This is a genomic window from Actinocrispum sp. NPDC049592 (assembly GCF_040675465.1).
GTDB lineage: Bacteria > Actinomycetota > Actinomycetes > Mycobacteriales > Pseudonocardiaceae > Kibdelosporangium.
Genome location: NZ_JBFAPA010000001.1, coordinates 418509 through 440993 on the forward strand (window position 1 = coordinate 418509; position 22485 = coordinate 440993).

A 22485-nucleotide genomic window follows, 5' to 3' on the forward strand; every position below is an offset into this window, starting at 1 on the left:
GCGTGCGGTGTGGAGACCGGCCACGGGTCGCCTTGCGGCTCTCGACGGCTCGTTCCCGCCCGCAGCACTACTCCTGCCCTCTCGCCGATCCGCCCGACACCACCACTCTCACCCCTCACCGATCCCGCCCAGCACCACCGCGCCACCCCCTCGCCAATCCGCCCCCGGCGACTCCATTTCTGCCCCGCCCTTCACCAATCCGGCCCGCAACAACGCTCCAACCCTTTTCCGCGGCACGGCCCCTGCCCCGCGCTGATACGCCTAGCACCACCACTCCAGCCCTCTCACCAATCCGCCCCACAGCACTGCTCCTGCCCCTCGCTGAACCAGCCCCGCGACACCCCCAGTCCCCTGGCCGATCCGGCCCCGTCACACCACTCCAGCCAGCTGGCTGATTCGGCCCGCAGCACCACTCCGGTCCCCTCACCGATCCAACCCCGCGACACCGCCCCTGCCCTCGCCGATCCGCCCAGCACTACTGCTGTTGTCCCCTCGCCGATCCGGCCCCGTCACACCACTCCAGCCCCGCGCTGATCCACCAAGCACCACCGCCCCTGCCCTCTCGCTGATCCGCCCCGCAGCACTGCTCCTGCCCCTCGCTGATCCAGCCCCGCTGCGCCACCCTGCCCTCTCGCCGATCCGACCCCGCAACAACGCTCCAGCCCCTCGCTGATCCAGCCCCGCGGCGCCACCCTGCCCTCTCGCCAATCCGCCCAGCACCACCACTCCCGCCCTCTCGCTGATCCGGCCCAGCGACACCGCCCCTGTCCCCTCCCCAATCCGCCCGTCACTCCCTGCTCTTGTCCCCGCGCGGATGCGGCCGGCAGCACTGCTCCTGCCTCCACGCTGATCCGCGCAGCGGCACCACTCCCGTCCCCTCGGCCAATCCGGCCCCGCGACACCACTCCAGCCCCGCGCTGATCCACCAAGCACCACCGCCCCTGCCCTCTCGCTGCTCCGGCCCGCAGCGCACTCCAGTCCCCTCGCTGATCCGGCCCGCAGCACTGCTCCACCCCCCGCGCGGATTCGGCCCGCGGCTCCCCCCACTCCCCGTGGAGCGCCCACTCAGCTCCCACCCGGCCGCCGGAAACGCCGCCGGGACAAGGGATCCACCCCACCGGTCAGCAGCCCGGCGGCCTCCGGCCCCCGGTTACCAGCCTACGGACGAGCACCGACAGCCCCTGCCCGCGACCACGCCAAACCGCCCGTCCATCCACAGGCGGGACTTATCCACAGGAAGCCCACGGACACCCTTGACGAGTGGCAAATGACACCCTAAGGAATACATAAGTGTGTGATACAACTATGAGGGTGGATGTGAATGTGGTTTCGGTGGGGGAGCTTGTGGGGGCGTTGGAGAGTGTGATGCGGCTGGTGCGGAAGCTCAGTCCGCCGACGGGGCTGTCGTTGACGGCGGCGGGGGTGTTGGCGGCGTTGGAGCGGGGTGGGCCGCGGCGGTTGACCGAGTTGGCCGCGGCTGAGGGGGTGACTCAGCCAGCGATGACGCAGCTCATCTCCCGGTTGCAGGAGTCCGGGCTTGTCGAGCGCAAGCCCGATGCCGTGGACCGCCGTGTTGTCACCGTTCACATCACGCGGAAGGGCCGGGACGAACTGGCGTATCGCCGGGGTGTCCGCGCCGAACGACTCGAGGGGCTGCTCACCGACATCAGCCCGGAACACCACGCCGCGCTGGCCGCCGCGATCCCGGCGATCACCGCGCTCACCGAACTCGCGGGGGTGACGTCATGAACCCGTTGCGCCAGCCGAAGGCCGTCTTCGCGGTGGCCTTCGCCTGTGTCGTGTCCTTCATGGGCATCGGTCTGGTCGACCCGATCCTGCCGGCCATCTCGCACGACCTGAACGCCACGCCGAGCCAGGTGACGCTGCTGTTCACCAGCTACCTGGTGATCACGGCCGTCGCCATGCTCATCACCGGGTGGGTGTCCAGCCGGATCGGCGCCAAGCGCACGCTCATCGCGGGGCTGGTTCTCATCGTCATCTTCAGCGCGCTCGCTGGGATGTCCGACAGCATCGGCGGGATCGTGGGGTTCCGGGCCGGGTGGGGTGTCGGGAACGCCCTGTTCATCGCGACCTCGCTCGCGGTGATCGTGGCCTCGGCGACCGGCGGGTTCGTCGGCGCGATCATCCTGTACGAGTCGGCGCTCGGCCTGGGCATCGCGGTCGGGCCGCTGCTCGGCGGCCTGCTCGGGAACATCAGCTGGCGCGGCCCGTTCTTCGGTGTCGCCGTGCTGATGGCCATCGCGCTGCTCGCGACCATCGTGCTGGTCGAGCCGATGCCCAAGCCAGCGCACAAGACCTCGATCGCCGACCCGCTGAAAGCGTTGAAGCACAGGGGTTTGCTGATCATGTCGCTGACCGCGCTGTGCTACAACTGGGCGTTCTTCACGGTTCTGGGGTACGCGCCGTTCCCGATGAAGCTCGGCGCGATCCAGCTCGGCCTGGTGTTCTTCGGCTGGGGTGTGCTGGTGGCGATCTTCTCCGTGTTCGGCGCGCCGTGGCTGCAGCGCCGCCTCGGCATCGCCCGCACGCTCTACCTCAACCTCGCGCTGTTCGCCGTGGTCGTGCTGGCCATCGCGATCTGGACGAACGACCCGCCGGTGCTGATCGTGTCGGTGATCGTGGCCGGCATCTTCATCGGCATCAACAACACCGTCACCACCCAGGCCGTGATGAGCGTGTCGCCGGTCGAGCGACCGATCGCCTCGGCGGCGTACGGGTTCGTCCGGTTCATCGGCGGCGGTCTGGCCCCGTTCGCGGCGGGCAAGCTGGTCGAGGCCACGAACATCCACGTCCCGTTCTTCATCGGCGCCGCCGCCCTGCTGGTCGGCATCGGGATCCTCTCGTTGGCGCGCAAGGAACTCGCCGCAGCCGAGAAGGTACAGGCCGAGTCGCACAGCGAAGAGCCCAAGGACGACTACGGCAACGTGGTCGTGGCCGCGATCGACAACTCCCCGCACGCCGAGGCCGTGGTCGACATGGCCGCGCGCCTGGCCGCCCGCAACAACCGGATCGTCCACGTCGTGCACGTCCGCGAGGACACGGCCGAGATCGGCGAGGACCCACAGCAGGCCGAAGCCCTGGTCCAAGCCCAGGTGGCCGCCCTCAAGAACGCCGTCGGCAAGGTCCTCACCGGCACCACCGCGCACGGTGATGTCGGCCTGTTGCTCGCCGAGTACGCCAACGAACGCGGCGCCCGCGTGATCGTGATCGGCGCGCCCAGCCACGGCGGACTGCCCGCCCTGATGGACGCGAGCGCCAGCCAGGAGCTCTGGCGGCATGCCAAGGCGCACATCATGATCGTCAACCCAGCCTGCCACACGGCCGAGCCGCAACCCGTAGGCTCGCATGCGTGACGTCGCCACAGATCACGTTGACCGCCCGGTTGTCACCGTCCGCCCTGGACACCCGACGGGGAGTCGTCCGGCTGCACCCTGAGGTGCTCGACGCCCTGGGCCTGCGGCAATGGGACGCCGTCCGGCTGACCGGCGCGCGGATCAGCGCCGCGCTGGCCGCCGAGAGCGACAACCTGCCGGGTGTGGTGCTGATGGACGACATCACGCTGACCAACATCGGCATCGTCGAGGGCTCCGAGGTGGTGATCACGCCGGTGGACGTGGCCGCGGCGCGGTCGATCACGGTCGCCGGGTCGCGGCTGGCGTCGACGTCGCTCACCCCGCAGACGCTGCGGCTGGCCTTGATGGGCAAGGTGTTCACCGTCGGTGACGCGGTCTCGCTGCTGCCCCAGGACCTGGCTCCGCCGCCCGGCGCGGACGTGATCGCCGCCCGCCAGCGGCTGTCCACCGCGATCGGCATGACCTGGACGAACGAGCTGATCACCATCACCGGGGCCGACCCGGGCGGGACGGTGGCGATCGCACCGTCCACAGTGGTCAACTGGCGCGAGGGCGCGACCAGCGCCGCCCAGCCCGAGCAGGTCCCGGCCGGCGGCGGAACCGTTGCGGTACAAGCACAGGCGGCCCCGGTCACGATGGAGATCGACACCGCGCCGGTCGAGGCACCGATCCCGGTCACCGACCTGGTGGGTGCCCTCGACTCGGCCCGCAAGCTGACGGAATGGCTGGAACTCGCCTTCCAGCGCCCCGAGCTGCTGGAGAAACTCGGCGCCGCACCCCGGCTGGGCGCCCTGGTCAGCGGGCCCGAAGGCGTCGGCAAGGCCACGCTGGTCCGGTCGGTCGCCAAGGCCGTGAACGCCCGGATCGTCGAGGTCGCGGCGCCCACGATCGCCGCTCTGGAAGCGAACGCGGCCGCGGCCCAGTTCCGCGCGGTCGTCTCCGAGGCGACCCGCGAGACACCGAGCGTGCTCCTGGTGACCGATGTGGACGCTCTCCTGCCCGGCACCACTCCGCCCCCGATCGCCACCGTTGTGCTGGATTCGTTGCGTGCCGCGGTGAACACGCCCCGCCTGGCGATCGTCGCGACCACCGCGCACCCCGAGGCCCTCGACCCACGGCTGCGCTCGGTCGAGCTCCTGGACCGCGAACTGGCGTTGGGCCAGCCCAACGAGCAGACCCGAACCGAGCTGCTGCGCGTGCTGATGCGCGACGTGCCAACGGAGTCCGATGTGGACTTCGGCGCGATCGCCGCCCGCACACCGGCTTTCGTCGTCGCGGACCTGGTCGCCCTGCGCCGCGAGGCGTCCGTCCGCGCTGCCTTGCGCCAGAAGGACTCCAACGAGCCGCGGATCTCCTCGGACGACCTTTTCGGCGCCCTGGAGACGGTCCGGCCGACCTCGATGTCCACTTCGGACAACCTGCAGACCGGCGGGCTGACGTTGGAGGACGTCGGCGACATGACCGAGGTGAAGCAGTCGCTCACCGAGGCCGTGCTGTGGCCGTTGCAGTACCCGGACTCCTTTGCGCGCCTTGGGGTTCAGCCGCCGCGCGGGGTCCTGCTGTACGGGCCGCCCGGGTGCGGCAAGACGTTCCTGATCCGTGCGCTGGCCGGTACCGGGCGGCTCAACGTGCTGGCCATCAAGGGCGCGGAGCTGCTGGACAAGTGGGTCGGCGAGTCCGAGCGGGCGGTGCGGGAACTGTTCCGCCGCGCAGCGGAGGCCGCCCCCGCCATGATCTTCCTCGACGAGGTCGACGCCCTGGCCCCGCGCCGCGGGCAGTCCTCCGACTCCGGCGTGGCCGACCGCGTGGTCGCCGCCCTGCTCACCGAACTCGACGGCGTGGAGCCACTCCGGGACGTCATCGTCGTCGGCGCCACCAACCGGCCGGAACTCATCGACCCCGCGTTGCTGCGCCCAGGCCGGCTGGAACGCGTCATCTACGTGCCGCCGCCCGACGGCGAGGCCCGCGCGGCGATCCTGAAAGCCTCCTCGCGCAACACTCCCCTGGCCGACGACGTCAGCATCGACGAACTGGCCCAGAGCCTCGACGGGTACTCGGCGGCGGACTGCGCGGCCCTGATCCGCGAGGCCGCGCTGACCGCCATGCGCGAGTCCCTCGAAGCCCGCCAGGTCACCGCCGCGCACCTGGCCAAGGCACGCGAGGCCGTCCGCCCCTCGCTGGACCCCGTCCAGCTCGCGACGCTGGAGGCCTACGCCCAGTCCCGCCGCTGAGGTCAGCCGTCCAGGCCGCCCATGGTCAGGTTGACGGTCGTGCCGCCTCCTTGGCGGCCATCGCCGGACCGTAACCGCCCGCCAACGGCAGGCCGGTCCGCGAGCCGAGCCGCCGTCCCGCGATCGGGTGGAACGTCCCGGGCGTGGAGCCGCCCGAACCCACACGATGGGGTGAAGTCGTCTGGCTCGAACCGTTCCCGGCCACCCTGCTCGACGCCCGGAACCCGGGTACGAACAGATCGAGCGCTCAAATGAGGCGCGTACGTATAGGGGGAGGCCGCAGGCCTGTTCGTCCTCGCCGCCTCGGGCGACCGGATCAGCGCGATGACCCGGTTCGAGAGCAGCGTGCTGCCGTGGTTCGGGCTGCCCCCAACGCTTACTTGAACGGGTCGGGCTCGACCGCCGGGTCCCACTCGAGGCCGGGCACGCCCCAGCCATTGCCCTTGACCATCCGCTTGGCCTGTTTGGCGTACCGGCCGACGAGGCGGTTGAGGTAGAGCAGGCCGTCCAAATGGTCCGTCTCGTGCTGCAGGCAGCGCGCGAAGAACCCGGTGCCCTCGACCTCGATCGGGTCGCCGTTCTTGTCCTGACCGGTCACCCGCGCCCAGGAGGCGCGGCCGGTGGGGTACGACTCGCCGGGCACGGACAGGCAGCCCTCGTAGTCGTTGTCCGGGTCGGGCATGGTCTCCGGCCGGTCAGATGTCTCGATGACCGGGTTCACCACGAGACCTTTGTGCTGAACGCCGTCGTCGTCCGGACAGTCGTACACGAACAGGCGAAGCGGGACGCCGATCTGGTTGGCTGCGAGGCCGACACCGTTCGCCGCCGCCATCGTGTCGAACATATCTTCGATGAGTTGGTGAAGTTCGGCGTCGAATGTGGCAACTTTGTCGGTGGGGTTGTGTAGAACAGGGTCACCGACGATCCGGATGGGGTGCACGGCCATGGCGGCCACTCTAGCCAGCACCTTCGGCGCGCCGGGTGACATGGCGCACGAGGCAGAGAGGGGGCGTGATGTAATGGCAGGGCGGAAATCACACTCGTGTGATTCCCTGGTGGGCACGGATTTCCAGAGAGGCGAGGAGCCGGATGGACGCCGCAGAGGCACTGGTGCCGGAAGGTGAGCCGGCCGACGGCTTGACCGACCGGGAACGGGTGATCCTCGCCTTCGAGCGCCAGTGGTGGAAGTACGCCGGCGCCAAGGACCAGGCGATCAAGGAGATCTTCGGGATCTCGCCGACCCGCTACTACCAGTTGGTCAATGACCTGATCGAGAAGAACGAGGCCCTGATGGCCGACCCGTTGCTGGTCAAGCGGCTCCGCCGGTTGCGCAGCGGACGGGCCAGGCTGCGTGGGGCACGGAAGCTGGGTGTCGAGCCGCAATGAGCACCCCGGACCAGGCAGGACCCGGTCGGCCAGCCCGTCTGGCCGGACTGGGACTGCTTGCGCTCGCCGCAATCGCGCTGGTGATCGGCCTGATCTCGTGGATCGGGGGTGGATCGCCGGACAACAACGCGGGCCAGCCGCCCGCCTCGTCCGGCTCGAACACACCGCCGCCGGCGTCGACCCAGCCGTCGCCGGGTTCGTCGTCTTCGCCTTCGTCCTCGTCGGAGACACCGCCGCCCGCGCCGCCGAGCAGCTCGGTCCAACCGCCCGCGCCGACCTCCAGCGTGGCCCCGCCGCCGCAGCCACCCCAGCAGCCCGCGCACACCCAGCCGGTGCGGGTGCTGAACAACAGCTTCATCGAGAAGCTCGCCGACCGCGCGGCCGCCGACTTCCGCAACGCGGGGTACAACGTCACCGAGGTCGGCAACTACCCGGGCGGCAAGATCGCCGTGCCGACCGTGTACTTCCGGCCGGGCACCGACGAGGAGGGCGACGCCCGCGCGCTGGGCAAGGACTTCGGCATGCGCGTCGAGCCACGGTTCGAGGGCATCAAGGACGCCAGCCCGGGCATCATCGTGATCGTCACCAAGGACTACTCCCCCCGCTCCAAGTAGCAATTCCGCTTTCGGCGGACACCTGGAACACGCACGCCCACATATCGTTGTAGTACCTGCAACGGTGTAATCAGGCACGGGTGGTGGTGTCGGGTGGACGACTACTCCAAGACGGTGATCGCCGTCGCGAACGCGGTGACCCCGCACGTCGCGAGCGTGCGCCTGGAGGCGGGCAGCGGCTCCGCGGTGGTGTTCGAGAACGGCCGGATGCTGACAAACGCCCACGTCGTCGGCACCGCCCGAGGCGGCAAGGCGACATTCGCCGACGGCAGCGAGACGACCTTCGAGGTGGTCGGCTCCGATCCCCTGTCCGACCTCGCGGTGTTGAACGTCTACGGATCCGCGCCGCCGCCCGTCACGTTGGGCAACGCGGAGGACCTCGCCGTCGGCCAGTTGGTGGTGGCCGTTGGGAACCCGTTGGGGCTCAACGGTTCCGTGACCGCTGGCGTGGTGAGCGCCCTCGGCCGGTCCTTGCCGGTGCGGCAGGGCAAGGCGGGCCGGATGATCGAGGACGTCATCCAGACCGACGCGGCCCTCAACCCCGGCAACTCCGGCGGTGCGCTCGCCGAGTCCTCCGGCAAGGTCATCGGCATCAACACCGCCGTGGCCGGTTTCGGCCTCGGCCTCGCCGTTCCCATCAACGTGACCACCATGCGGATCGTGCAGACCCTCATCGCGGATGGGCGGGTGCGGCGGGCTTACCTCGGGTTGGTGAGTACCCCGGCCCCGCTGCCTGATGATGTTGCTGCGCGGACTGGGCAGAAGGCTGGGTTGCGGGTGGTTGAGGTTGTGCCTGGGAGTCCCGCGGCGCGGGCGGGGCTGCACGCGGGCGATTTGGTGCTGACTGTCGGGCGGACTGAGGTCAACGATGCTCAGGGCATTCAGCGGCAACTGTTCGCCGATGCGATTGGGACTGAGTTGCCTGTGACGGTGTTGCGGGGTGGGGCGATGGTTGACGTTTTCGCTACGCCCACGGAGTTGTCTGTTCGCTGAGGCGTCGGGCGCTTCCCTTGGGGTTGGGGTGGCGCCCAGTTGGTGGCTGTGGCGGTTCGAACCGCAACGTGCCTACTGGGCGCCGCATGCGGGCCCAGCGGTGCGGCGATGGTGCGTGCCCTACGGGCACTCTCTCTGTGGGTGGATCAGGGTTTGAGGGCGTTCATCAGGTCTTCGGCGCGGGCGGTGGCTGACTCGACGGTGACGTCGGGGTTGCCGATTTGTTTGTCCCAGTTGAGGTCGTAGAAGACTTCGGTCACGCCCTGGGCTTCGAGCCACTCGATGTCCGCGCGGATCTGTTCGATCGAACCCGACAGGCGGGGGCCGCGGTCGCCGAGGCGGACGACGCCGCGCAGGATGATCCGGAGGGTGGCCGGGTCGCGGCCCGCTTCCTCTGCACCCGATCGGATGACCGCGATGGTGTCGGCGATGTGGGTGAGGTCCGCGGCGCTGGGGGAGAGCCAGCCGTCGGCGATGCGGCCGGCGCGTTTGAGGGCAGCGGGGGCCATGCCGCCCAGCAGGATGGGCGGGGCAGCCGGGGGTTTGGGGTTCATCCGGGACGGCACGACGGTGTAGTGCTTGCCCTCGAACGTGCTGATGTCCGACGACCAGAAGTCGCGCAGCACCGACACGTACTCCGCCAGCCGTGCGCCACGGTGCTCGGTGGAAGCGCCGGAGGCCACGAACTCCTCGTGCTGCCATCCCGAGCCCAGGCCGAGGTCGAAGCGCCCGCCCGACAACAGGGCGAGGGTCGAGGCCTGTTTGGCCAGGTAGGCCGGGGAGACGAACGGGAAGTTGATGACCGCCACGCCCAGACGCATGCGGGTGGTGAGCGCCGCCGCATACGACAACGCCGTGATGGGGTCGAGGACGCTCTGGTAGACCGGGTCGAGCGGGTAGGCAGTGGGTGTGAGCAGGCGCTGGAAGGTCCAGAAGGACTCGTAGCCCAGCTCCTCGGCCTTGACTGCGAACCTGCTGAGGTTGTCCGGGGTGGCCCAGGCGCCGGAGATGGGGGCACCGAATCCAATACGCATACCTGCGAACTTAGGTGGACAGCGACACCTCACGCCACGGCAGGTCCGGCAGCGACGCCATCTCCTCGTAAGAGGTGAACGCACTCAGCTCTTGGTAGCGGCCCGCGATCAGGAACGACCGCAGCCGCTGCGCCTGCCTGGCCGAAAACACGTCGCCGACCAGTAAAAACGGCAGCACGAGCCGCCAGTACGCGACCTGGGAGGCGCGGTGGCGGTGGGGTGCGCGCAGGACAATGCGGGCCTGCCGTAACGAGTGCTCGTTCGGCGACATCGTGCCGCCCGCCATCCAGCGCTTCTCGTCGGCGATGGCGCAGTAGGCGCACTCGATCTCGCCGGTGGTGGCCTCGCGCCCGCAGCCGGCGCAGTTCGACAGCCGCAACGCCCAGTCCAGGCAGGTCCACGGGTAGGTGCCGCCGTCGTCGGACAGCACCGCGGCGATCAGGTCCGACGGGGTGCCGGCCAGGGCCGCGAGCCAGTCGGCCGCCCAGAACCGGTCCACCGCGTCCTCGCACGCGGAGCACTCAGGGTAACCACGGCCCGACAGTTCGCCGCAGTCCGCGCACGGCGCGACCGCGTCGGGTCTGGCCAGCTGACGCAAGCCCGGTGCGGAGGTCACAGCGAAACGGTACGCCGATCGTCTTGGCATTGCGCGGTCATGCTGGTTATGGTCGACAAGACTGTTACGTCGCGGGAGCTCGCGCCATGGCGGGCTGAGAGGGCGGCTTGGTGTCCATTGAGGACCCGGTGCCGCCGACCGCATGAACCTGACCGGGTAATGCCGGCGTAGGGAAGGAAGGCGTTCATGACGGCGCTCGAAGACCGCACTGTCCAGCCGACCATCACCACCGGGCCGATCTCCGGCTCGCACAAGCAGTACCGCGACATCGGCGACGGCATCCAGGTGCCGTTCCGCAGGGTGGAACTGACCAACGGCGAACACGTTGACCTGTATGACACATCCGGCCCGTACACCGACCTGCACGCCACCATCGACGTCCACAGTGGACTATCGAAGCTCAGGGCACAGTGGATCGCCGACCGTAAACCGGTAAACGGCGCTGTCACCCAGTTGGCGTACGCGAAAGCTGGGATCATCACCAACGAGATGCGGTTCGTGGCCGCCCGGGAGAACATGGACCCGGAGTTCGTCCGCCAGGAGGTGGCGATCGGCCGCGCGGTCATCCCGGTCAACCGGTGCCACCCCGAGTCCGAGCCCGCGATCATCGGCAAACGCTTCCTGGTCAAGGTGAACGCCAACATCGGCAACTCGGCGGTGTCCTCGTCCATCGAGGACGAGGTGGACAAGATGGTCTGGGCCACCCGGTGGGGCGCGGACACCATCATGGATCTCTCGACGGGCAAACGGATCCACGAGACCCGTGAGTGGATCATGCGCAACTCCCCCGTCCCGGTCGGCACCGTGCCGATCTACCAGGCGCTGGAGAAGGTCAACGGCGATCCGGCCGCGCTGACCTGGGAGATCTACCGTGACACCGTGATCGAACAGTGCGAGCAGGGCGTGGACTACATGACCGTGCACGCCGGCGTGCTGCTGCGGTACGTGCCGCTGACCGCCAAGCGGGTCACCGGGATCGTCTCCCGCGGCGGGTCGATCATGGCCGCCTGGTGCCTGGCGCACCACAAGGAGAGCTTCCTCTACACGAACTTCGAGGAACTGTGCGACATTCTGCGCACGTATGACGTGACTTTCTCACTGGGCGACGGTTTGCGGCCCGGCTCGATCGCGGATGCCAATGACGAGGCGCAGTTCGCCGAGCTGCGCACGCTCGGCGAGCTGACGCACATCGCCCGCGCCAAGGACGTCCAGGTGATGATCGAGGGCCCCGGGCACGTGCCGATGCACAAGATCATCGAGAACGTCAGGCTCGAAGAGGAATGGTGCGGCGAGGCGCCGTTCTACACCCTCGGCCCGCTCGCGACCGACATCGCGCCCGCGTACGACCACATCACGTCGGCCATCGGCGCCGCGCAGATCGGCTGGGCAGGTACGGCAATGCTCTGCTATGTCACGCCGAAGGAGCACCTCGGCCTGCCCAACCGGGACGACGTGAAGACCGGTGTGATCACGTACAAGATCGCCGCGCACTCCGCCGACCTGGCCAAGGGCCACCCGGGCGCGCAGGACTGGGACGACGCGCTGTCCAAGGCGCGCTTCGAGTTCCGCTGGGTGGACCAGTTCAACCTGTCGCTCGACCCGGACACCGCCCGCTCGTTCCACGACGAGACGCTGCCCGCAGAACCGGCCAAGACCGCGCACTTCTGCTCGATGTGCGGGCCGAAGTTCTGTTCTATGAAGATCACCCAGGACGTGCGCAAGTACGCCGAGGAACACAACCTGTCCACTGTGGATGCCATCGAGGCCGGGATGCAGGAGATGTCACAGGAATTCCACGACCATGGCAACAAGGTCTATCTGCCTACCGAAGACCTGCTTGCAGGGTCGAGAATCAACACGGTGGATGAATGACTCCGCCCACTGTGCTCACCATCGCCGGAAGCGATTCCGGCGGTGGTGCCGGCCTGCAGGCCGATCTACGAACGTTCTTTGCCTGCGGTGTCCACGGAATGACAGCTGTCACCGCGGTGACCGTGCAGAATTCCGTTGGGGTCAGCGGGATCGTGGAGATCCCGCCGGACGTGGTGGCCGCCCAGATCGAGGCGGTCGCGGTCGATATCGGTGTCCAGGCAGCGAAAACCGGCATGCTCGCGAACGCGGACATCATCGTCGCGGTGGCCGGAGCGTGCGACCGCGTGGGCATCGGCAAAGAGGGCGCGATCCCGTTCGTCGTGGACCCGGTGTGCGCGTCGATGGGCGGCGACCAACTGTTGCGCGACGATGCACTCGACGCATTACGCGCCGAACTGTTCGCCCGCGCAACGCTTGTCACGCCGAACCTGGACGAAGTCCGCCTGCTGACCGGGATCGACGTGACGAACCTGGACGAACAGAAGCAGGCCGCCGAAGCCCTCCTGGCCTACGGACCGCAATGGGCACTGGTCAAGGGCGGCCACATGCGCAACGTCGAGGACTGCGTGGACTTGCTCTACGACGGCACGGAGTTCCACGAGCTGCCCGGACCGCGGTTCGACACCGGCAACACGCACGGCAGCGGCGACACGCTCGCCTCGGCGATCACGTCCCAGCTGGCGCAGGGCGTGCCGGTGCCGGACGCGGTCGCGTTCGGCAAGCGGTTCATCGTCCGGTCGGTCCGCGACTCGTACCCGCTGGGCAAAGGACACGGCCCGGTGTCACCCTTCTGGCGGTTGTCCACCGACGAAGTTTGATCGCCCTTTACGATTTCCGGCGTGATCTCACGCGAGCGGGTACGCGTCTTCGTGGCGCGCACGGGGTTCCAGCGGTTCATCATCGGCGTGATCGTGTTCAACGCGGTCACGCTGGGACTGGAGACCTCGCAGGGCATCGTGGCCGAGTTCGGCGGGGTGCTGCACGTCGCCGACCGGGCCGCGCTGGCGATCTTCGTCGTCGAGTTGCTGCTGCGCATCTACGCGCACGGCTGGAGTTTCTTCTCCGACTCCTGGAACATCTTCGACCTGATCATCATCGCCATCGCGGTGGTCCCGGCGACCGGTGAGTTCTCGGTCCTGCGGGCGTTGCGGATCCTGCGGGTGCTGCGGCTGATCTCGGTGGTGCCGTCGATGCGGCGGGTGGTCGGCGGGCTGCTGGCCGCGGTGCCGGGCATGGCGTCCATCGCGGCGCTGCTCGCGCTCGTGCTCTACGTGGCCGGGGTGATGGCCACGAAACTGTTCCAGAACCTGCAGCCGGAGCACTTCTCCGACCTTGGCACCACGCTGTTCACCCTGTTCCAGGTGATGACCGGCGAGGGCTGGCCGGACATCGCCCGCGAGCTGATGACCAAGGCGCCGCTGGCGTGGATCTTCTTCGTCACCTACATCATCGTGTCCAGCTTCGCGGTGCTGAACATGTTCATCGCCGTCGTGGTCAACGGCATGGACCGCGGCCTCGCCGAGGACCTGGCCGAAGCCGAGGAGAAACACGCCGCCGAGCAGGCAGCCTCGGACGCGGTGCTGCTGAGCGAGATCCGCGCACTGCGCGAGGAGATCGCCGAACTGCGTCAGACCCGCGACCCCTCATGAGTGGTTCTACTGGTTGGAACCAGTACAAACCCTCACGAGGGGATTAGTCCTCGGAGAGGAGTTCTTCGAGGATGGGGAGGGCTTTGATCAATTCCTCTTGTTTGTCGTCGGCCAGCCGGTCGATTCGGCGGCGCAGTTCCTGTACGCGGGTCGACCGCAGTCCTAGGACCATCCGCTCACCCTCTGGTGTGGCTTTCACCAGCCAGGCCCGGCGGTCGGCCGGATCCGGTTCACGCTGCACGTACTTGGCCTCTACCAGGGCCGCCACGATGCGCGACATGGTCGGCGCCGCAACGCCTTCCTTTGCCGCCAGGTCACCGAGTCGCATCTCTCCGCACCCGATCAGCGTGGACAGGGCCGATATCGACCCATGTCCCAGTCCGGGGGAACCGCTGCGGCGCAGCGACCGAGACAGACGCCCGATCGCGAGATAAAGCCGCGCGGGCACGTCGTCAGCTGTCGAAGGCTCCATCTGTCAATGATGGCTTCTTATTCCGGGGTCACCGAGGAGGGCTGGATGCCTGGGCCCAGAACCGTTGCGGTATACGTCCCGCCGAGCGCGCCAATCTACCTGCGGTAACGGCGTTGCGCATGGCCGCCGCCATTTTCTCCGGGTCGCTCGCGCGGGTGACCGCGGTGGCCAGCATCACGGCGTCGCAGCCCAGTTCCATCGCCAAAGCGGCATCGGATGCCGTCCCAATACCGGCGTCCAGCACCACCGGCACGGAAGCCCTGGCAACAATCAACTCGATGTTGTGCGGGTTGCGAATTCCCAACCCAGTGCCAATTGGGGAACCTAGTGGCATCACCGCGGCGGCCCCGGTTTCCTCCAGCCGCAACGCCAGCACCGGATCGTCGTTCGTGTAGGCCAGCACGACGAACCCGTCCGCGACCAGTTGCCGCACCGCGTCCAGCAGCTCAACGGGGTCGGGCAACAAGGTCCGGTCGTCGGCGACCACCTCGACCTTGATCCAGTTCGTGTCCAACGCCTCCCGCGCCATCCGTGCGGTGAGAACGGCTTCCGCGGCGGTCCGGCAGCCCGCGGTGTTGGGCAGCGGGTCAATTCCCAGCCGCCGCAACGTCTCCAGCACACCCGTTCCGCCGCCCGCGTCGACCCGGCGCATCGCGACCGTGGTCAGTTCGGTGCCGGACGCGACCAGCGCGCGTTCCATGATCGCGAGGTTGGCCACCCCGCCGGTGCCCATGATCAGCCGGGAGGAGTACTCCCGGCCGCCGATGACGAACGGATCGTCCACGTCAGCCTCCCTGCACAGCCGTGAGCACCTCGATGTCGGCGCCGTCGGCCAGCACCGTGCCGGCGTGCGCAGCGCGCGGCACGACCTCGCCGTCGACCGCCACGGCCACCCCGTTCGACGGGATCTCCAGCAGCCGCAACACATCCAGGACGGTGGCCCCGGCGGCCAGCTCGTGCTCGACACCGTTGACGCGTGCTCTCATCGTGCTTCCAATCTGGCAGCGCTCGCTGCTTCCGGAACCGGCTCGCCGTTCAGCATCGCGACGACCGCCTCGGCGGTGATCGGGGCCAGCAGTAGTCCATTGCGGTGGTGGCCGGTCGCGGCGAGCACGCCCGGCTCCAGCCAGTCGATCAGCGGCAGGTTGTCCGGGCTGGACGCCCGCACCCCAGCCGCGCTTTCCACCAAGCGGTACTCCGACAGGCCCGGGACCACGCTTTGCGCGTCCCGCAACAGGTCGTGCACCCCTCTGACCATCACGTCGGTGTCGTACCCGGCCTCGTACTGGGTCGCGCCGAGCACCACCTCCCCGTCCTCCCGGGGAACCAGGTACACCGGCCGCGACTCGACCAGTGCCCGGACCGTCCGGCCCAACGGCAGCGACCCCGGCCGCGACCGCAGCCGCAGGATCTCACCCTTTACCGGTCGTACCAACGAGTTCAGCCGCGGATGCAGCCCCCGGCTCCACGCTCCCGCGGCGATCACCACGACATCCGCGCGTTCGGTCGACCCGTCGGCCAGCTCGACCTCACCGGTTCGCACCGCACGCGCGGACTGCTGGACGAAAGTCGCCTTGGAGCGCAACACGGTGAGCAGTTTCCGGTTGTCCACGGCCAGATCCCCGGGCACCGACAGTCCACTTCGGACCGAAGTGGCGATCACCGGTTCCAGCCGGCGCAGCTCGGGACCGGTCAGCCGGTCCACGTCCCGGCCGACCGACGCGAGGTGCTCGGCCAGGATGTCCAGCTGCCGCGCGTCCGCCGAGTCGAACGCGGCCACCACGGTTCCCTCGGTCCGCAGACCGACGTCACCCAGCTCAGCAGCGAACTCGGGCCACGCCCGTAAGGATGCCTCACCCAGCTCGAGCAGCGGTTCCTCGCCAGGCCAGGCCTCGGTCACCGGCGCCAGCATCCCGCCGGCCACCCAGGACGCACCCGAACAGGGCGAAGGATCGATCACCACCGGCAGCCAGCCGTGCTGCAGCGCACGCCAAGCAACGGACAGGCCGATCACGCCCGCCCCGACGACTGCCAGCTTTCCCATGACACCACGCTCCCTGCGCCGGCATGACCCGGATCAGGTTCGACGGTCGGGACTCTCGAAAGTCCCCTCTCAGCCCGGTTTCGCCAGGCTCCCGTGCGGACCGAGACTCACTCTAGCGTAGAAATCAGGGTATGCCCGGACTCAATGGCTCACAGCTGCGCGCGAAGCTCGCCGCCGCCCGGCTGTACCTGTGCATGGACATCCGCGACGACCTGGCCGAGTTCGTCGGCGAGGCGCTGGCCGGCGGCGTGGACATCGTGCAGCTGCGTGCGAAGTCACTGGAGGCGCGCCAGGAGCTGGCCGCGCTGGAGGTGATGGCCGAGGTGTGCGCGAAACACGACGCGCTGCTCTCGGTGAACGACCGCGCGGACATCGCCGCGACGATCGGGGCGGATGTGCTGCACCTGGGTCAGGACGACCTGCCGGTCGCGGCCGCGCGCCGGATCGTCGGCGAGGAGGTGATCATCGGCCGGTCCACCCACGACATCGACCAGGCTCGCGCGGCCGCCGTGGAACCGGGAGTCGACTACTTCTGCACCGGCCCCTGCTGGCCGACCCCCACCAAGCCAGGCCGTCCGGCGCCCGGTTTGGAGCTGGTACGCGAAACCGCCGATGCCAACCCGGGAAGGCCCTGGTTCGCCATCGGCGGTATCGACGCCGGCCGGATGCCGGAGGTGCTGGCCGCCGGCGCGAACCGGGCGGTGGTCGTGCGCGCGATCACCGAGTCGGAGGATCCTCGCGCCGCGGCCAGCCAGCTCAGGAGCCTCCTGAACTGAGGATTCCGGGATGGCGCCGGAGGGGGTGCGACGCCATCCCGGACCGGGGTGGTCAACCCCGGAGCAGGCTCAATCCGAAAGCGCTCAGGATCTCGCCCAGCGGCTGGAAGTAGCAGGTGGCGGTGTTGCCACCGGACACCACACCCTGACCCTGGCCGGCGTTGGTGATGAAGCCGCCGCCCGAGTCACCCGGCTGGCAGAGCACGTTCGTCGCGGTCAGGCCGGACACGGTGCCCTGCGGGTAACGGACGGTCTGGTTCTTGGCACCGACCGTGCCGCAAGTCCACCCGGTCGTGGAACCCGCCTTGCACACAGCGGCACCGGTGGCGGCCGCGGTCGACCCCTTCACGGTCACCGAACCCACCTGCGGCGACAGCGCGATACCGGTCCGGGTGCGGACCCACGCGTAGTCGTTGCCCGGGAAGGACGAACCGCCCCAGGTGCCGACGTTCGGCTGGGCGCTGCCGGTCAGCGCGTCACAGTGCCCGGCGGTGACGAAGCCACCTTGGACAGTGAGACCGACGGAACAGCGGGAACTACCGATCGTGTAGGCGTCGCCACCGCGCAGGAACGGCTGCGGGGCCTCGGCTTCCACAACGCGGACATCCCGGCCGGCGAACGACTTCGCCGCGGCGGTCGCGCCCGGCAGTGCGGTCACGACGACCTCGTTGGCCTTCGTGTCGACGTACCACCCCGTCACCGAACGCGGGGCCGAGGCCTCGCGGGCGTTCAGCGCGGCGACCTGAGAGTCCAGTTGGGCCGCCGAACGGGTGACAACTCGCGCGGATGCACCGGCTGCCGTCGCCTGAGCGATTTTGCTCACATCCGTCACGCCGACGACGAGCCGGCCCGCGGACATGTCGAACCAGGCGCCGCCAAAGGTGTCGCCAAGGGCCGTACGCAGGGCTTCTTCTGTTGTAGCCGCCGCTTCTTGCTTCACGCCGAGCGTTCGAGCGGCATCTGCCGACAGCCCCAGATCACGTTGCATTGCCGCGAGCAGTCCCGGATTGGCCGCAACGAACTCATCAATTGCCGAAGCTGTTGCGGAACTGCCCTCCGAAGAAGCGGCAAATGCGGGTAGACTCGACGGCACAGCCATGGCGGCGGCAATGAGGACGGCAGCGCCTAAGCGCGCCGTTTTCCTTGGGTTCATGTCGTCTCCTTGGGTGCAGGGACCCGAGAGTTGGATGCAGGGCCAACTCTCGGGCTTTCAGGAGAATGGGTGACGGGGTGGTCGACTCACCCCGTCACCTGTTCGAGCGTCACTCTTCTGGGTCACCCTCCGCGCATGAGCGTATGAATCGCGTGTGCGTTACACAATCCCCCGCTCAGGGCGAAAATGTGTTCCAAATCACACTGCCCTCCTACCGTCTGTAATCGGCCCAGTACAAGGCGCTCTAGCTGCTCGGCGGGGGTTCGACAGCAGAAGTCGACTGAACCGGGTCAGTAGTCGTGGTCGAGGGCGGGGTCGTCGTGCTGGGGCTCGTTCCGGACGTCTCCGGTGGCGGTGCGGTGGTGGTAGCCGGTGGATCCGAGGGCGTCGAGGTGACCGTCACGGTGCTCGGCGGTGAGCTCTTCGGTACGGGACGTTTCTGGATCGGATCAGAGGGGGTGAGAACACCACCGATTGTGGTCTTCTGGTCACCCGAAAGGGGGGATCCGCGCACCCATTCCACGCCCGTGATGAGCAGCATCCCGAGAACGAATGCGGCGACGCTGACACCGGCAAGTAATTGCCACCGCACGCGGTGTGACGGTTTGGATTCTTTGTCGGCTTGATCCTTCGTTACCCGCGACCGTACGCGTTGGAAAGATCGCAGATACAGCTCCGCCGCGATGGTTGTCACAATGGCGCCAATCGCTGCACCGAGTACCGTTCCCGCGACACCGAGTGTCGATCCGAGGACGGCCGCGGTCACCGCCGCGAGTGCCGACGCGCCCACCTGGCCCAGATGCGATCCGCTCTTGTGTTCCGTACTCATCTCACTCCGGTGGACGCGACCAGGACCGATCCGGTTGCCCGCGAGTGAGCAGGACCACCACCTTAGTCCATAGTGGACAGTGGAGACCGGCGGAAACTTAAGACAGACTTGACGTGTGGAATTCGTGACAATCGATGACATCCGCGCGGCGGCCGACCGGGTCCGGGACGCGGTGGTGCGAACCCCGCTGATCCCAGCGGGTTGGGCCGACCCCGACCGTCCACTGTGGATCAAGCCGGAGAACCTGCAGCCGATCGGCGCGTTCAAGATCCGGGGCGCGTTCAACGCGCTGGGCCGGCTGGACGAACCGGTGCGGGCGCGCGGCGTCGTCTCGTACTCCAGCGGCAACCACGCCCAGGCGGTGGCCTACGCGGCCGCGGCGTTCGGCGTCCCGGCGCACATCGTGATGCCCGAGGAGACACCGAGCATCAAGATCGACGCGACCCGCGCGTACGGCGCCGAGGTGGTCATCTGCGGCCCCGGCCAGCGCGAGAAGGTCGCCGACGAGGTGGTGGCGCAGACCGGTGGCGTGCTGGTCCCGCCGTTCGACCACCCGGACATCATCGCCGGCCAGGGCACCATCGGCCTGGAGATCGCACGCGACCTGCCCGAGGTGGAGAACGTGCTGGTCCCGGTCAGCGGCGGCGGCCTGGCCTCCGGCATCGGCACCGCGATCAAGGCGCTGTGCCCGGACGCCCGCGTCTACGGCGTCGAACCCGAGCTGGCCGCGGACACGGCCGAGGGCATGAGCCTCGGCCACCGCGTCGACTGGCCGGTCGAGGACCGCAACCGGACCATCGCGGACGGCCTGCGCTCGCAGCCGTCCGAGCTGACGTTCGCGCACCTGGAGAAGGTGCTGGACGGGATGATCACGGTCTCTGAGGAGCAGATCCGCGCGGCCGTGCGTGAGCTGGCGTTCAAGGCGCACCTGGTGGCCGAACCGAGCGGGGCGACCGCGCTGGCGGGCTACCGGCTCGGCTCGGTCCCGCCGGGGCGGACCGTGGTGGTCCTGTCCGGCGGGAACGTCAACCGCGAGCTGCTCCTTGAGATCCTCGGGTCGCCGGCTTGATGTGAGTGGGCGGCCCCTCGACGCCGCAGTGGATGCAGTCACCGGGCGCGGGGGCCTCAGCCGGCGTGACACTGGCAGGCGCCTTGAGCACATCGTTCCGCACGCCCAGGGCGATCAGGCCACCGGCAACAGCGAGAGTGGCACAGATCATCAGCGACGTGCGCCAGGCGCTCGTGAGCGCAGCGGGGTCGGTGTACGCCTCACCTGTCAGCCCCGCGACCGCGGGCAGCACCGCGACGGCCAGCAGACCGCCGGTCCGGGCGATGGCGTTGTTCACCCCGGAGGCCACACCCGCGTGCCGGTCCTCGGCGGCGGCCAGCACCGTCGCCGTGACCGGGGCGACGACGCAGGTCAGGCCGATGCCGAAGACGATCACCGCGGGCAGCACCTCGGTCAGGTACGAGGCACCCGGTGCGATGCGCATGTACAGCAGCATCGCGACGGCGATGATCATCGGCCCGATCACCAGCTGCAGCTTCGGCCCGATCCTGGAGGCGAGCTTGCCGGACCACGATGAGGTCAGCAGCATGATGATGGTGATCGGCAGCCCGGAGATGCCCGCCGCGGTCGGCGAGTAGCCCAGGGACACCTGCAGCTGCAGGACCATCAGCATCATCACGCCGCCGAGCGCGGTGTAGACCACGAACGTCAGGCCGTTGGCCAGGGTAAACGTTCGATCCCTGAACATATCCGGCGGAACCAGCGGGTCGGTCGAACGGTGTTGCAGCCAAACGAAACCAGCCAGCCCGGCCACGCCGAGCACCCCGGCGACGAGCACGACCGGATCGGCCGCGCCCCGGACCGGGCCCTCGACCAGCGCGGCCGTCAGACCGGCCAGACCAATCGCGCCGAGCGCGGACGACACGACGTCCGGGTGGCCCCGCATCTGGTCGTCGCGTGACTCCGGAACGTACTTGAGCGACAGCCAAACCGTGACGACCGCGATGGGCAGGTTGATCAGGAACGCCAGCCGCCACGACCACGCCTGGACCAGCAGACCACCCACCAGGGGGCCGATCGCGGCCGCGATACCGCCCAAACCGGACCATGCGCCGATCGCGCGGGCCCGGTCGGCACGGTCGAAAGAGGACTGGAGGATCGCCAGCGACCCCGGCGTGAGCAGCGCTCCCCCGATGCCCTGAAGCACCCGCGCCGCCACGAGCAGCCCGGTCGTCGGCGCCACACCGCAGAGCAGCGACGCGAGACCGAACCAGATGACCCCGATGATGTAGACCCGTCGGCGGCCGTACCGGTCGCCGAGCGAGCCGGCGATGAGGATCAGCGACGCCAGCGAAAGCATGTACCCGTCGAGGATCCACTGCAGTCCCGCGACGGACGCGCCGAGCTCCTTGCCGATGGTCGGCAGGGCGACGTTGACGACGGTGCCGTCGAGCATCGCCATTCCCGAGCCGATGATCGTGGTCGCCAGCACCCCCCGGGCGACCGGCGTTCCCCACTGGATGCTCACCGGGCGTCCAGCGGGTGAACACGATCGGGTGCAGTCACTGCGCTCCTTCAGCCATTGGGCCGGTTCAGGGTCGCGACGAACTTGTACCGGTCACCGCGATAGACCGACCGTACCCACTCCACCGGGCGTCCGTCGGTGCCGAACGAGTGCCGCGACAGCAGCAGCATCGGCATGCCCACGTCGGCGCCGAGCAGCTCGGCCTCCTGCGGCCCGGCCAGCCCGGTCTCGATGGTCTCCTCGGCGTGCCCCAGTTCGACGCCGAACCGTTCGCGCAGCACCTGGTAGAGCGAACCGCCGCTGGTGATGTAGCGGCGCAGGCCGCGGAACCGGCCCAGCGGCAGGTGCGTGGTCTCCAGTGCCATCGGTTCCCCGTCGGCGAACCGCAGGCGGTGCAGCCGCAGGATTTTGGCGCCGGCCCGGATTCCCAGCAGCCGCGCCATTTCGGCCTCCACCGGGAGTTCGGACACGTCCAGCAAACGTGAAGAAGGCTCACGTCCTTGGGCGCGCATGTCCTCGGTGTAGGACGACAGGTGCAGCCGCTGCGCCACCTTGGGCTCGGCGGCGAAGGTTCCCTTGCCCTGCACGCGAAGTAGCCGGCCCTCCACGGTCAGCTCCGCGAGCGCTTGGCGCACGGTGGTACGCGACACGTCGAACTCGGCGGCGAGCGAACGCTCGGTGGGGATGGGCGAGCCTGGGGGCAGCGCGCTCAGCAGGTCAAGCAGATGCCGCTTCAGCCCCCAGTACTTCGGCTCCCGCTGCAGGCGCGCGGCAGCTGAGTCCGGCGTGGCGGCGGACGATGTCTCCAGCATGGCCTCCTCCTCAAGGCGTACCCCGTACAGCATGCCCTGCCACCCGCTCAGATGCGATCAAACCCCTCCGAGTTGCCCGTTGGAGTGACAAACTGG

Annotated in this window: 21 protein-coding genes and 2 riboswitches; of the genes, 11 read left to right on the plus strand and 10 right to left on the minus strand. The window is 68.8% G+C overall.

Annotation, left to right across the window (positions count from 1 at the left end; all coding sequences use genetic code 11):
• The first annotated feature begins 1365 nt into the window (after positions 1-1365).
• From AB0J95_RS01965 to AB0J95_RS01975, 3 genes are read left to right on the plus strand one after another with little or no spacing between them, the layout of a single operon-like run.
• Positions 1366-1749 carry a MarR family transcriptional regulator gene (locus AB0J95_RS01965; RefSeq protein ID WP_364750983.1) on the plus strand — a complete coding sequence of 128 codons (384 nt, stop codon included), beginning with the start codon at positions 1366-1368 and terminating at the stop codon, positions 1747-1749.
• The gene (locus AB0J95_RS01970) at positions 1746-3374 is read left to right on the plus strand and encodes an MFS transporter (protein ID WP_364750984.1); all 1629 of its coding nucleotides are present in this window, start codon (positions 1746-1748) and stop codon (positions 3372-3374) included. Before AB0J95_RS01965 ends, AB0J95_RS01970 begins: the two co-directional genes overlap by 4 nt.
• Positions 3371-5605, plus strand: coding sequence for an AAA family ATPase (locus AB0J95_RS01975; RefSeq protein WP_364750987.1), 2235 nt, complete (start codon positions 3371-3373; stop codon positions 5603-5605). Before AB0J95_RS01970 ends, AB0J95_RS01975 begins: the two co-directional genes overlap by 4 nt.
• Positions 5606-5981: 376 nt before the next feature.
• Here the strand turns inward: AB0J95_RS01975 and AB0J95_RS01980 are convergent, their stop codons facing one another.
• Positions 5982-6551 carry a peptide deformylase gene (locus tag AB0J95_RS01980; protein ID WP_364750990.1) on the minus strand — a complete coding sequence of 190 codons (570 nt, stop codon included), beginning with the start codon at positions 6549-6551 and terminating at the stop codon, positions 5982-5984.
• A gap of 143 nt (positions 6552-6694) precedes the next feature.
• Here AB0J95_RS01980 and AB0J95_RS01985 point away from each other — a divergent pair, with 143 nt between their 5' ends.
• The 3 genes from AB0J95_RS01985 to AB0J95_RS01995 all read left to right on the plus strand — a co-directional run bounded on the left by AB0J95_RS01985 (position 6695) and on the right by AB0J95_RS01995 (position 8598).
• Positions 6695-6991: a DUF3263 domain-containing protein gene (locus tag AB0J95_RS01985; protein ID WP_364750994.1), complete on the plus strand. Its 297-nt coding sequence runs from the start codon at positions 6695-6697 to the stop codon at positions 6989-6991.
• Complete coding sequence (locus AB0J95_RS01990; protein WP_364750996.1) at positions 6988-7605, plus strand: LytR C-terminal domain-containing protein; 618 nt, start codon at positions 6988-6990, stop codon at positions 7603-7605. The genes AB0J95_RS01985 and AB0J95_RS01990 overlap by 4 nt, the downstream gene beginning before the upstream one ends.
• 93 nt (positions 7606-7698) lie before the next feature.
• Positions 7699-8598, plus strand: coding sequence for a trypsin-like peptidase domain-containing protein (locus AB0J95_RS01995; RefSeq protein WP_364750998.1), 900 nt, complete (start codon positions 7699-7701; stop codon positions 8596-8598).
• Between the two features lie 146 nt (positions 8599-8744).
• Here the strand turns inward: AB0J95_RS01995 and AB0J95_RS02000 are convergent, their stop codons facing one another.
• The gene (locus AB0J95_RS02000; protein WP_364751001.1) at positions 8745-9632 is read right to left on the minus strand and encodes a TIGR03619 family F420-dependent LLM class oxidoreductase; all 888 of its coding nucleotides are present in this window, start codon (positions 9630-9632) and stop codon (positions 8745-8747) included.
• Between the two features lie 10 nt (positions 9633-9642).
• Positions 9643-10248 carry a hypothetical protein gene (locus AB0J95_RS02005; protein ID WP_364751002.1) on the minus strand — a complete coding sequence of 202 codons (606 nt, stop codon included), beginning with the start codon at positions 10246-10248 and terminating at the stop codon, positions 9643-9645.
• Between the two features lie 61 nt (positions 10249-10309).
• A riboswitch (TPP riboswitch) is annotated at positions 10310-10441 on the plus strand.
• On the opposite strand from AB0J95_RS02005, the gene thiC reads away from it, so the two are divergent.
• The 3 genes from thiC to AB0J95_RS02020 all read left to right on the plus strand — a co-directional run bounded on the left by thiC (position 10435) and on the right by AB0J95_RS02020 (position 13769).
• Positions 10435-12120: a phosphomethylpyrimidine synthase ThiC gene (gene thiC / locus AB0J95_RS02010; protein WP_364751005.1), complete on the plus strand. Its 1686-nt coding sequence runs from the start codon at positions 10435-10437 to the stop codon at positions 12118-12120. (Overlaps the previous riboswitch by 7 nt.)
• Complete coding sequence (thiD, locus tag AB0J95_RS02015) at positions 12117-12938, plus strand: bifunctional hydroxymethylpyrimidine kinase/phosphomethylpyrimidine kinase (RefSeq protein ID WP_364751008.1); 822 nt, start codon at positions 12117-12119, stop codon at positions 12936-12938. The genes thiC and thiD overlap by 4 nt, the downstream gene beginning before the upstream one ends.
• Before the next feature lie 21 nt (positions 12939-12959).
• A complete protein-coding gene (locus tag AB0J95_RS02020; protein WP_364751011.1) occupies positions 12960-13769 on the plus strand; it encodes an ion transporter in 810 nt (269 codons plus the stop codon).
• Positions 13770-13812: 43 nt separating this feature from the next.
• On the opposite strand, the gene AB0J95_RS02025 is transcribed toward AB0J95_RS02020, so the two are convergent.
• From AB0J95_RS02025 to thiO, 4 genes are all read right to left on the minus strand, one after another.
• Positions 13813-14241: a MarR family transcriptional regulator gene (locus AB0J95_RS02025; RefSeq protein WP_364751014.1), complete on the minus strand. Its 429-nt coding sequence runs from the start codon at positions 14239-14241 to the stop codon at positions 13813-13815.
• Positions 14242-14269: 28 nt separating this feature from the next.
• Positions 14270-15025 (minus strand): thiazole synthase, encoded by a 756-nt coding sequence (locus tag AB0J95_RS02030; protein ID WP_364751017.1) that lies wholly within the window; start codon positions 15023-15025, stop codon positions 14270-14272.
• Between the two features lies 1 nt (position 15026).
• Entirely contained in the window at positions 15027-15227 is a 201-nt protein-coding gene (gene thiS / locus AB0J95_RS02035; RefSeq protein ID WP_364751020.1) for a sulfur carrier protein ThiS, read from the minus strand.
• Positions 15224-16285, minus strand: a complete 1062-nt coding sequence (gene thiO / locus AB0J95_RS02040; RefSeq protein ID WP_364751023.1) for a glycine oxidase ThiO — start codon at positions 16283-16285, stop codon at positions 15224-15226. The genes thiS and thiO overlap by 4 nt, the downstream gene beginning before the upstream one ends.
• A riboswitch (TPP riboswitch) is annotated at positions 16279-16390 on the minus strand. (Overlaps the previous gene by 7 nt.)
• A 26-nt stretch (positions 16391-16416) precedes the next feature.
• On the opposite strand from thiO, the gene thiE reads away from it, so the two are divergent.
• Positions 16417-17061, plus strand: coding sequence for a thiamine phosphate synthase (gene thiE / locus AB0J95_RS02045; RefSeq protein ID WP_364751025.1), 645 nt, complete (start codon positions 16417-16419; stop codon positions 17059-17061).
• Between the two features lie 52 nt (positions 17062-17113).
• Here thiE and AB0J95_RS02050 read toward each other — a convergent pair whose 3' ends face one another.
• The gene (locus tag AB0J95_RS02050) at positions 17114-18001 is read right to left on the minus strand and encodes a S1 family peptidase (protein ID WP_364751028.1); all 888 of its coding nucleotides are present in this window, start codon (positions 17999-18001) and stop codon (positions 17114-17116) included.
• Positions 18002-19158: 1157 nt separating this feature from the next.
• On the opposite strand from AB0J95_RS02050, the gene AB0J95_RS02055 reads away from it, so the two are divergent.
• Positions 19159-20112 carry a threonine/serine dehydratase gene (locus tag AB0J95_RS02055; protein WP_364751031.1) on the plus strand — a complete coding sequence of 318 codons (954 nt, stop codon included), beginning with the start codon at positions 19159-19161 and terminating at the stop codon, positions 20110-20112.
• Here AB0J95_RS02055 and AB0J95_RS02060 read toward each other — a convergent pair.
• On the minus strand, positions 20069-21580 hold the full coding sequence (locus tag AB0J95_RS02060; protein WP_364751034.1) for an MFS transporter: 1512 nt from the start codon (positions 21578-21580) through the stop codon (positions 20069-20071). The genes AB0J95_RS02055 and AB0J95_RS02060 overlap by 44 nt on opposite strands.
• 47 nt (positions 21581-21627) lie before the next feature.
• Positions 21628-22389, minus strand: coding sequence for a GntR family transcriptional regulator (locus tag AB0J95_RS02065; protein ID WP_364753406.1), 762 nt, complete (start codon positions 22387-22389; stop codon positions 21628-21630).
• Positions 22390-22485: the final 96 nt, after the last annotated feature.

Coding starts and splice junctions, on each gene's coding strand:
- thiD (WP_364751008.1), top strand. CDS start 12,117: ATGACTCCGCCCACTGTGCTCACCATCGCCGGAAGCGATTCCGGCGGT.
- thiO (WP_364751023.1), bottom strand. CDS start 16,285: ATGGGAAAGCTGGCAGTCGTCGGGGCGGGCGTGATCGGCCTGTCCGTT.
- AB0J95_RS01990 (WP_364750996.1), top strand. CDS start 6,988: ATGAGCACCCCGGACCAGGCAGGACCCGGTCGGCCAGCCCGTCTGGCC.
- AB0J95_RS02000 (WP_364751001.1), bottom strand. CDS start 9,632: ATGCGTATTGGATTCGGTGCCCCCATCTCCGGCGCCTGGGCCACCCCG.
- thiS (WP_364751020.1), bottom strand. CDS start 15,227: ATGAGAGCACGCGTCAACGGTGTCGAGCACGAGCTGGCCGCCGGGGCC.
- thiE (WP_364751025.1), top strand. CDS start 16,417: ATGCCCGGACTCAATGGCTCACAGCTGCGCGCGAAGCTCGCCGCCGCC.
- AB0J95_RS01970 (WP_364750984.1), top strand. CDS start 1,746: ATGAACCCGTTGCGCCAGCCGAAGGCCGTCTTCGCGGTGGCCTTCGCC.
- thiC (WP_364751005.1), top strand. CDS start 10,435: ATGACGGCGCTCGAAGACCGCACTGTCCAGCCGACCATCACCACCGGG.
- AB0J95_RS01965 (WP_364750983.1), top strand. CDS start 1,366: ATGCGGCTGGTGCGGAAGCTCAGTCCGCCGACGGGGCTGTCGTTGACG.
- AB0J95_RS01985 (WP_364750994.1), top strand. CDS start 6,695: ATGGACGCCGCAGAGGCACTGGTGCCGGAAGGTGAGCCGGCCGACGGC.
- AB0J95_RS02025 (WP_364751014.1), bottom strand. CDS start 14,241: ATGGAGCCTTCGACAGCTGACGACGTGCCCGCGCGGCTTTATCTCGCG.
- AB0J95_RS01980 (WP_364750990.1), bottom strand. CDS start 6,551: ATGGCCGTGCACCCCATCCGGATCGTCGGTGACCCTGTTCTACACAAC.
- AB0J95_RS02065 (WP_364753406.1), bottom strand. CDS start 22,389: ATGCTGGAGACATCGTCCGCCGCCACGCCGGACTCAGCTGCCGCGCGC.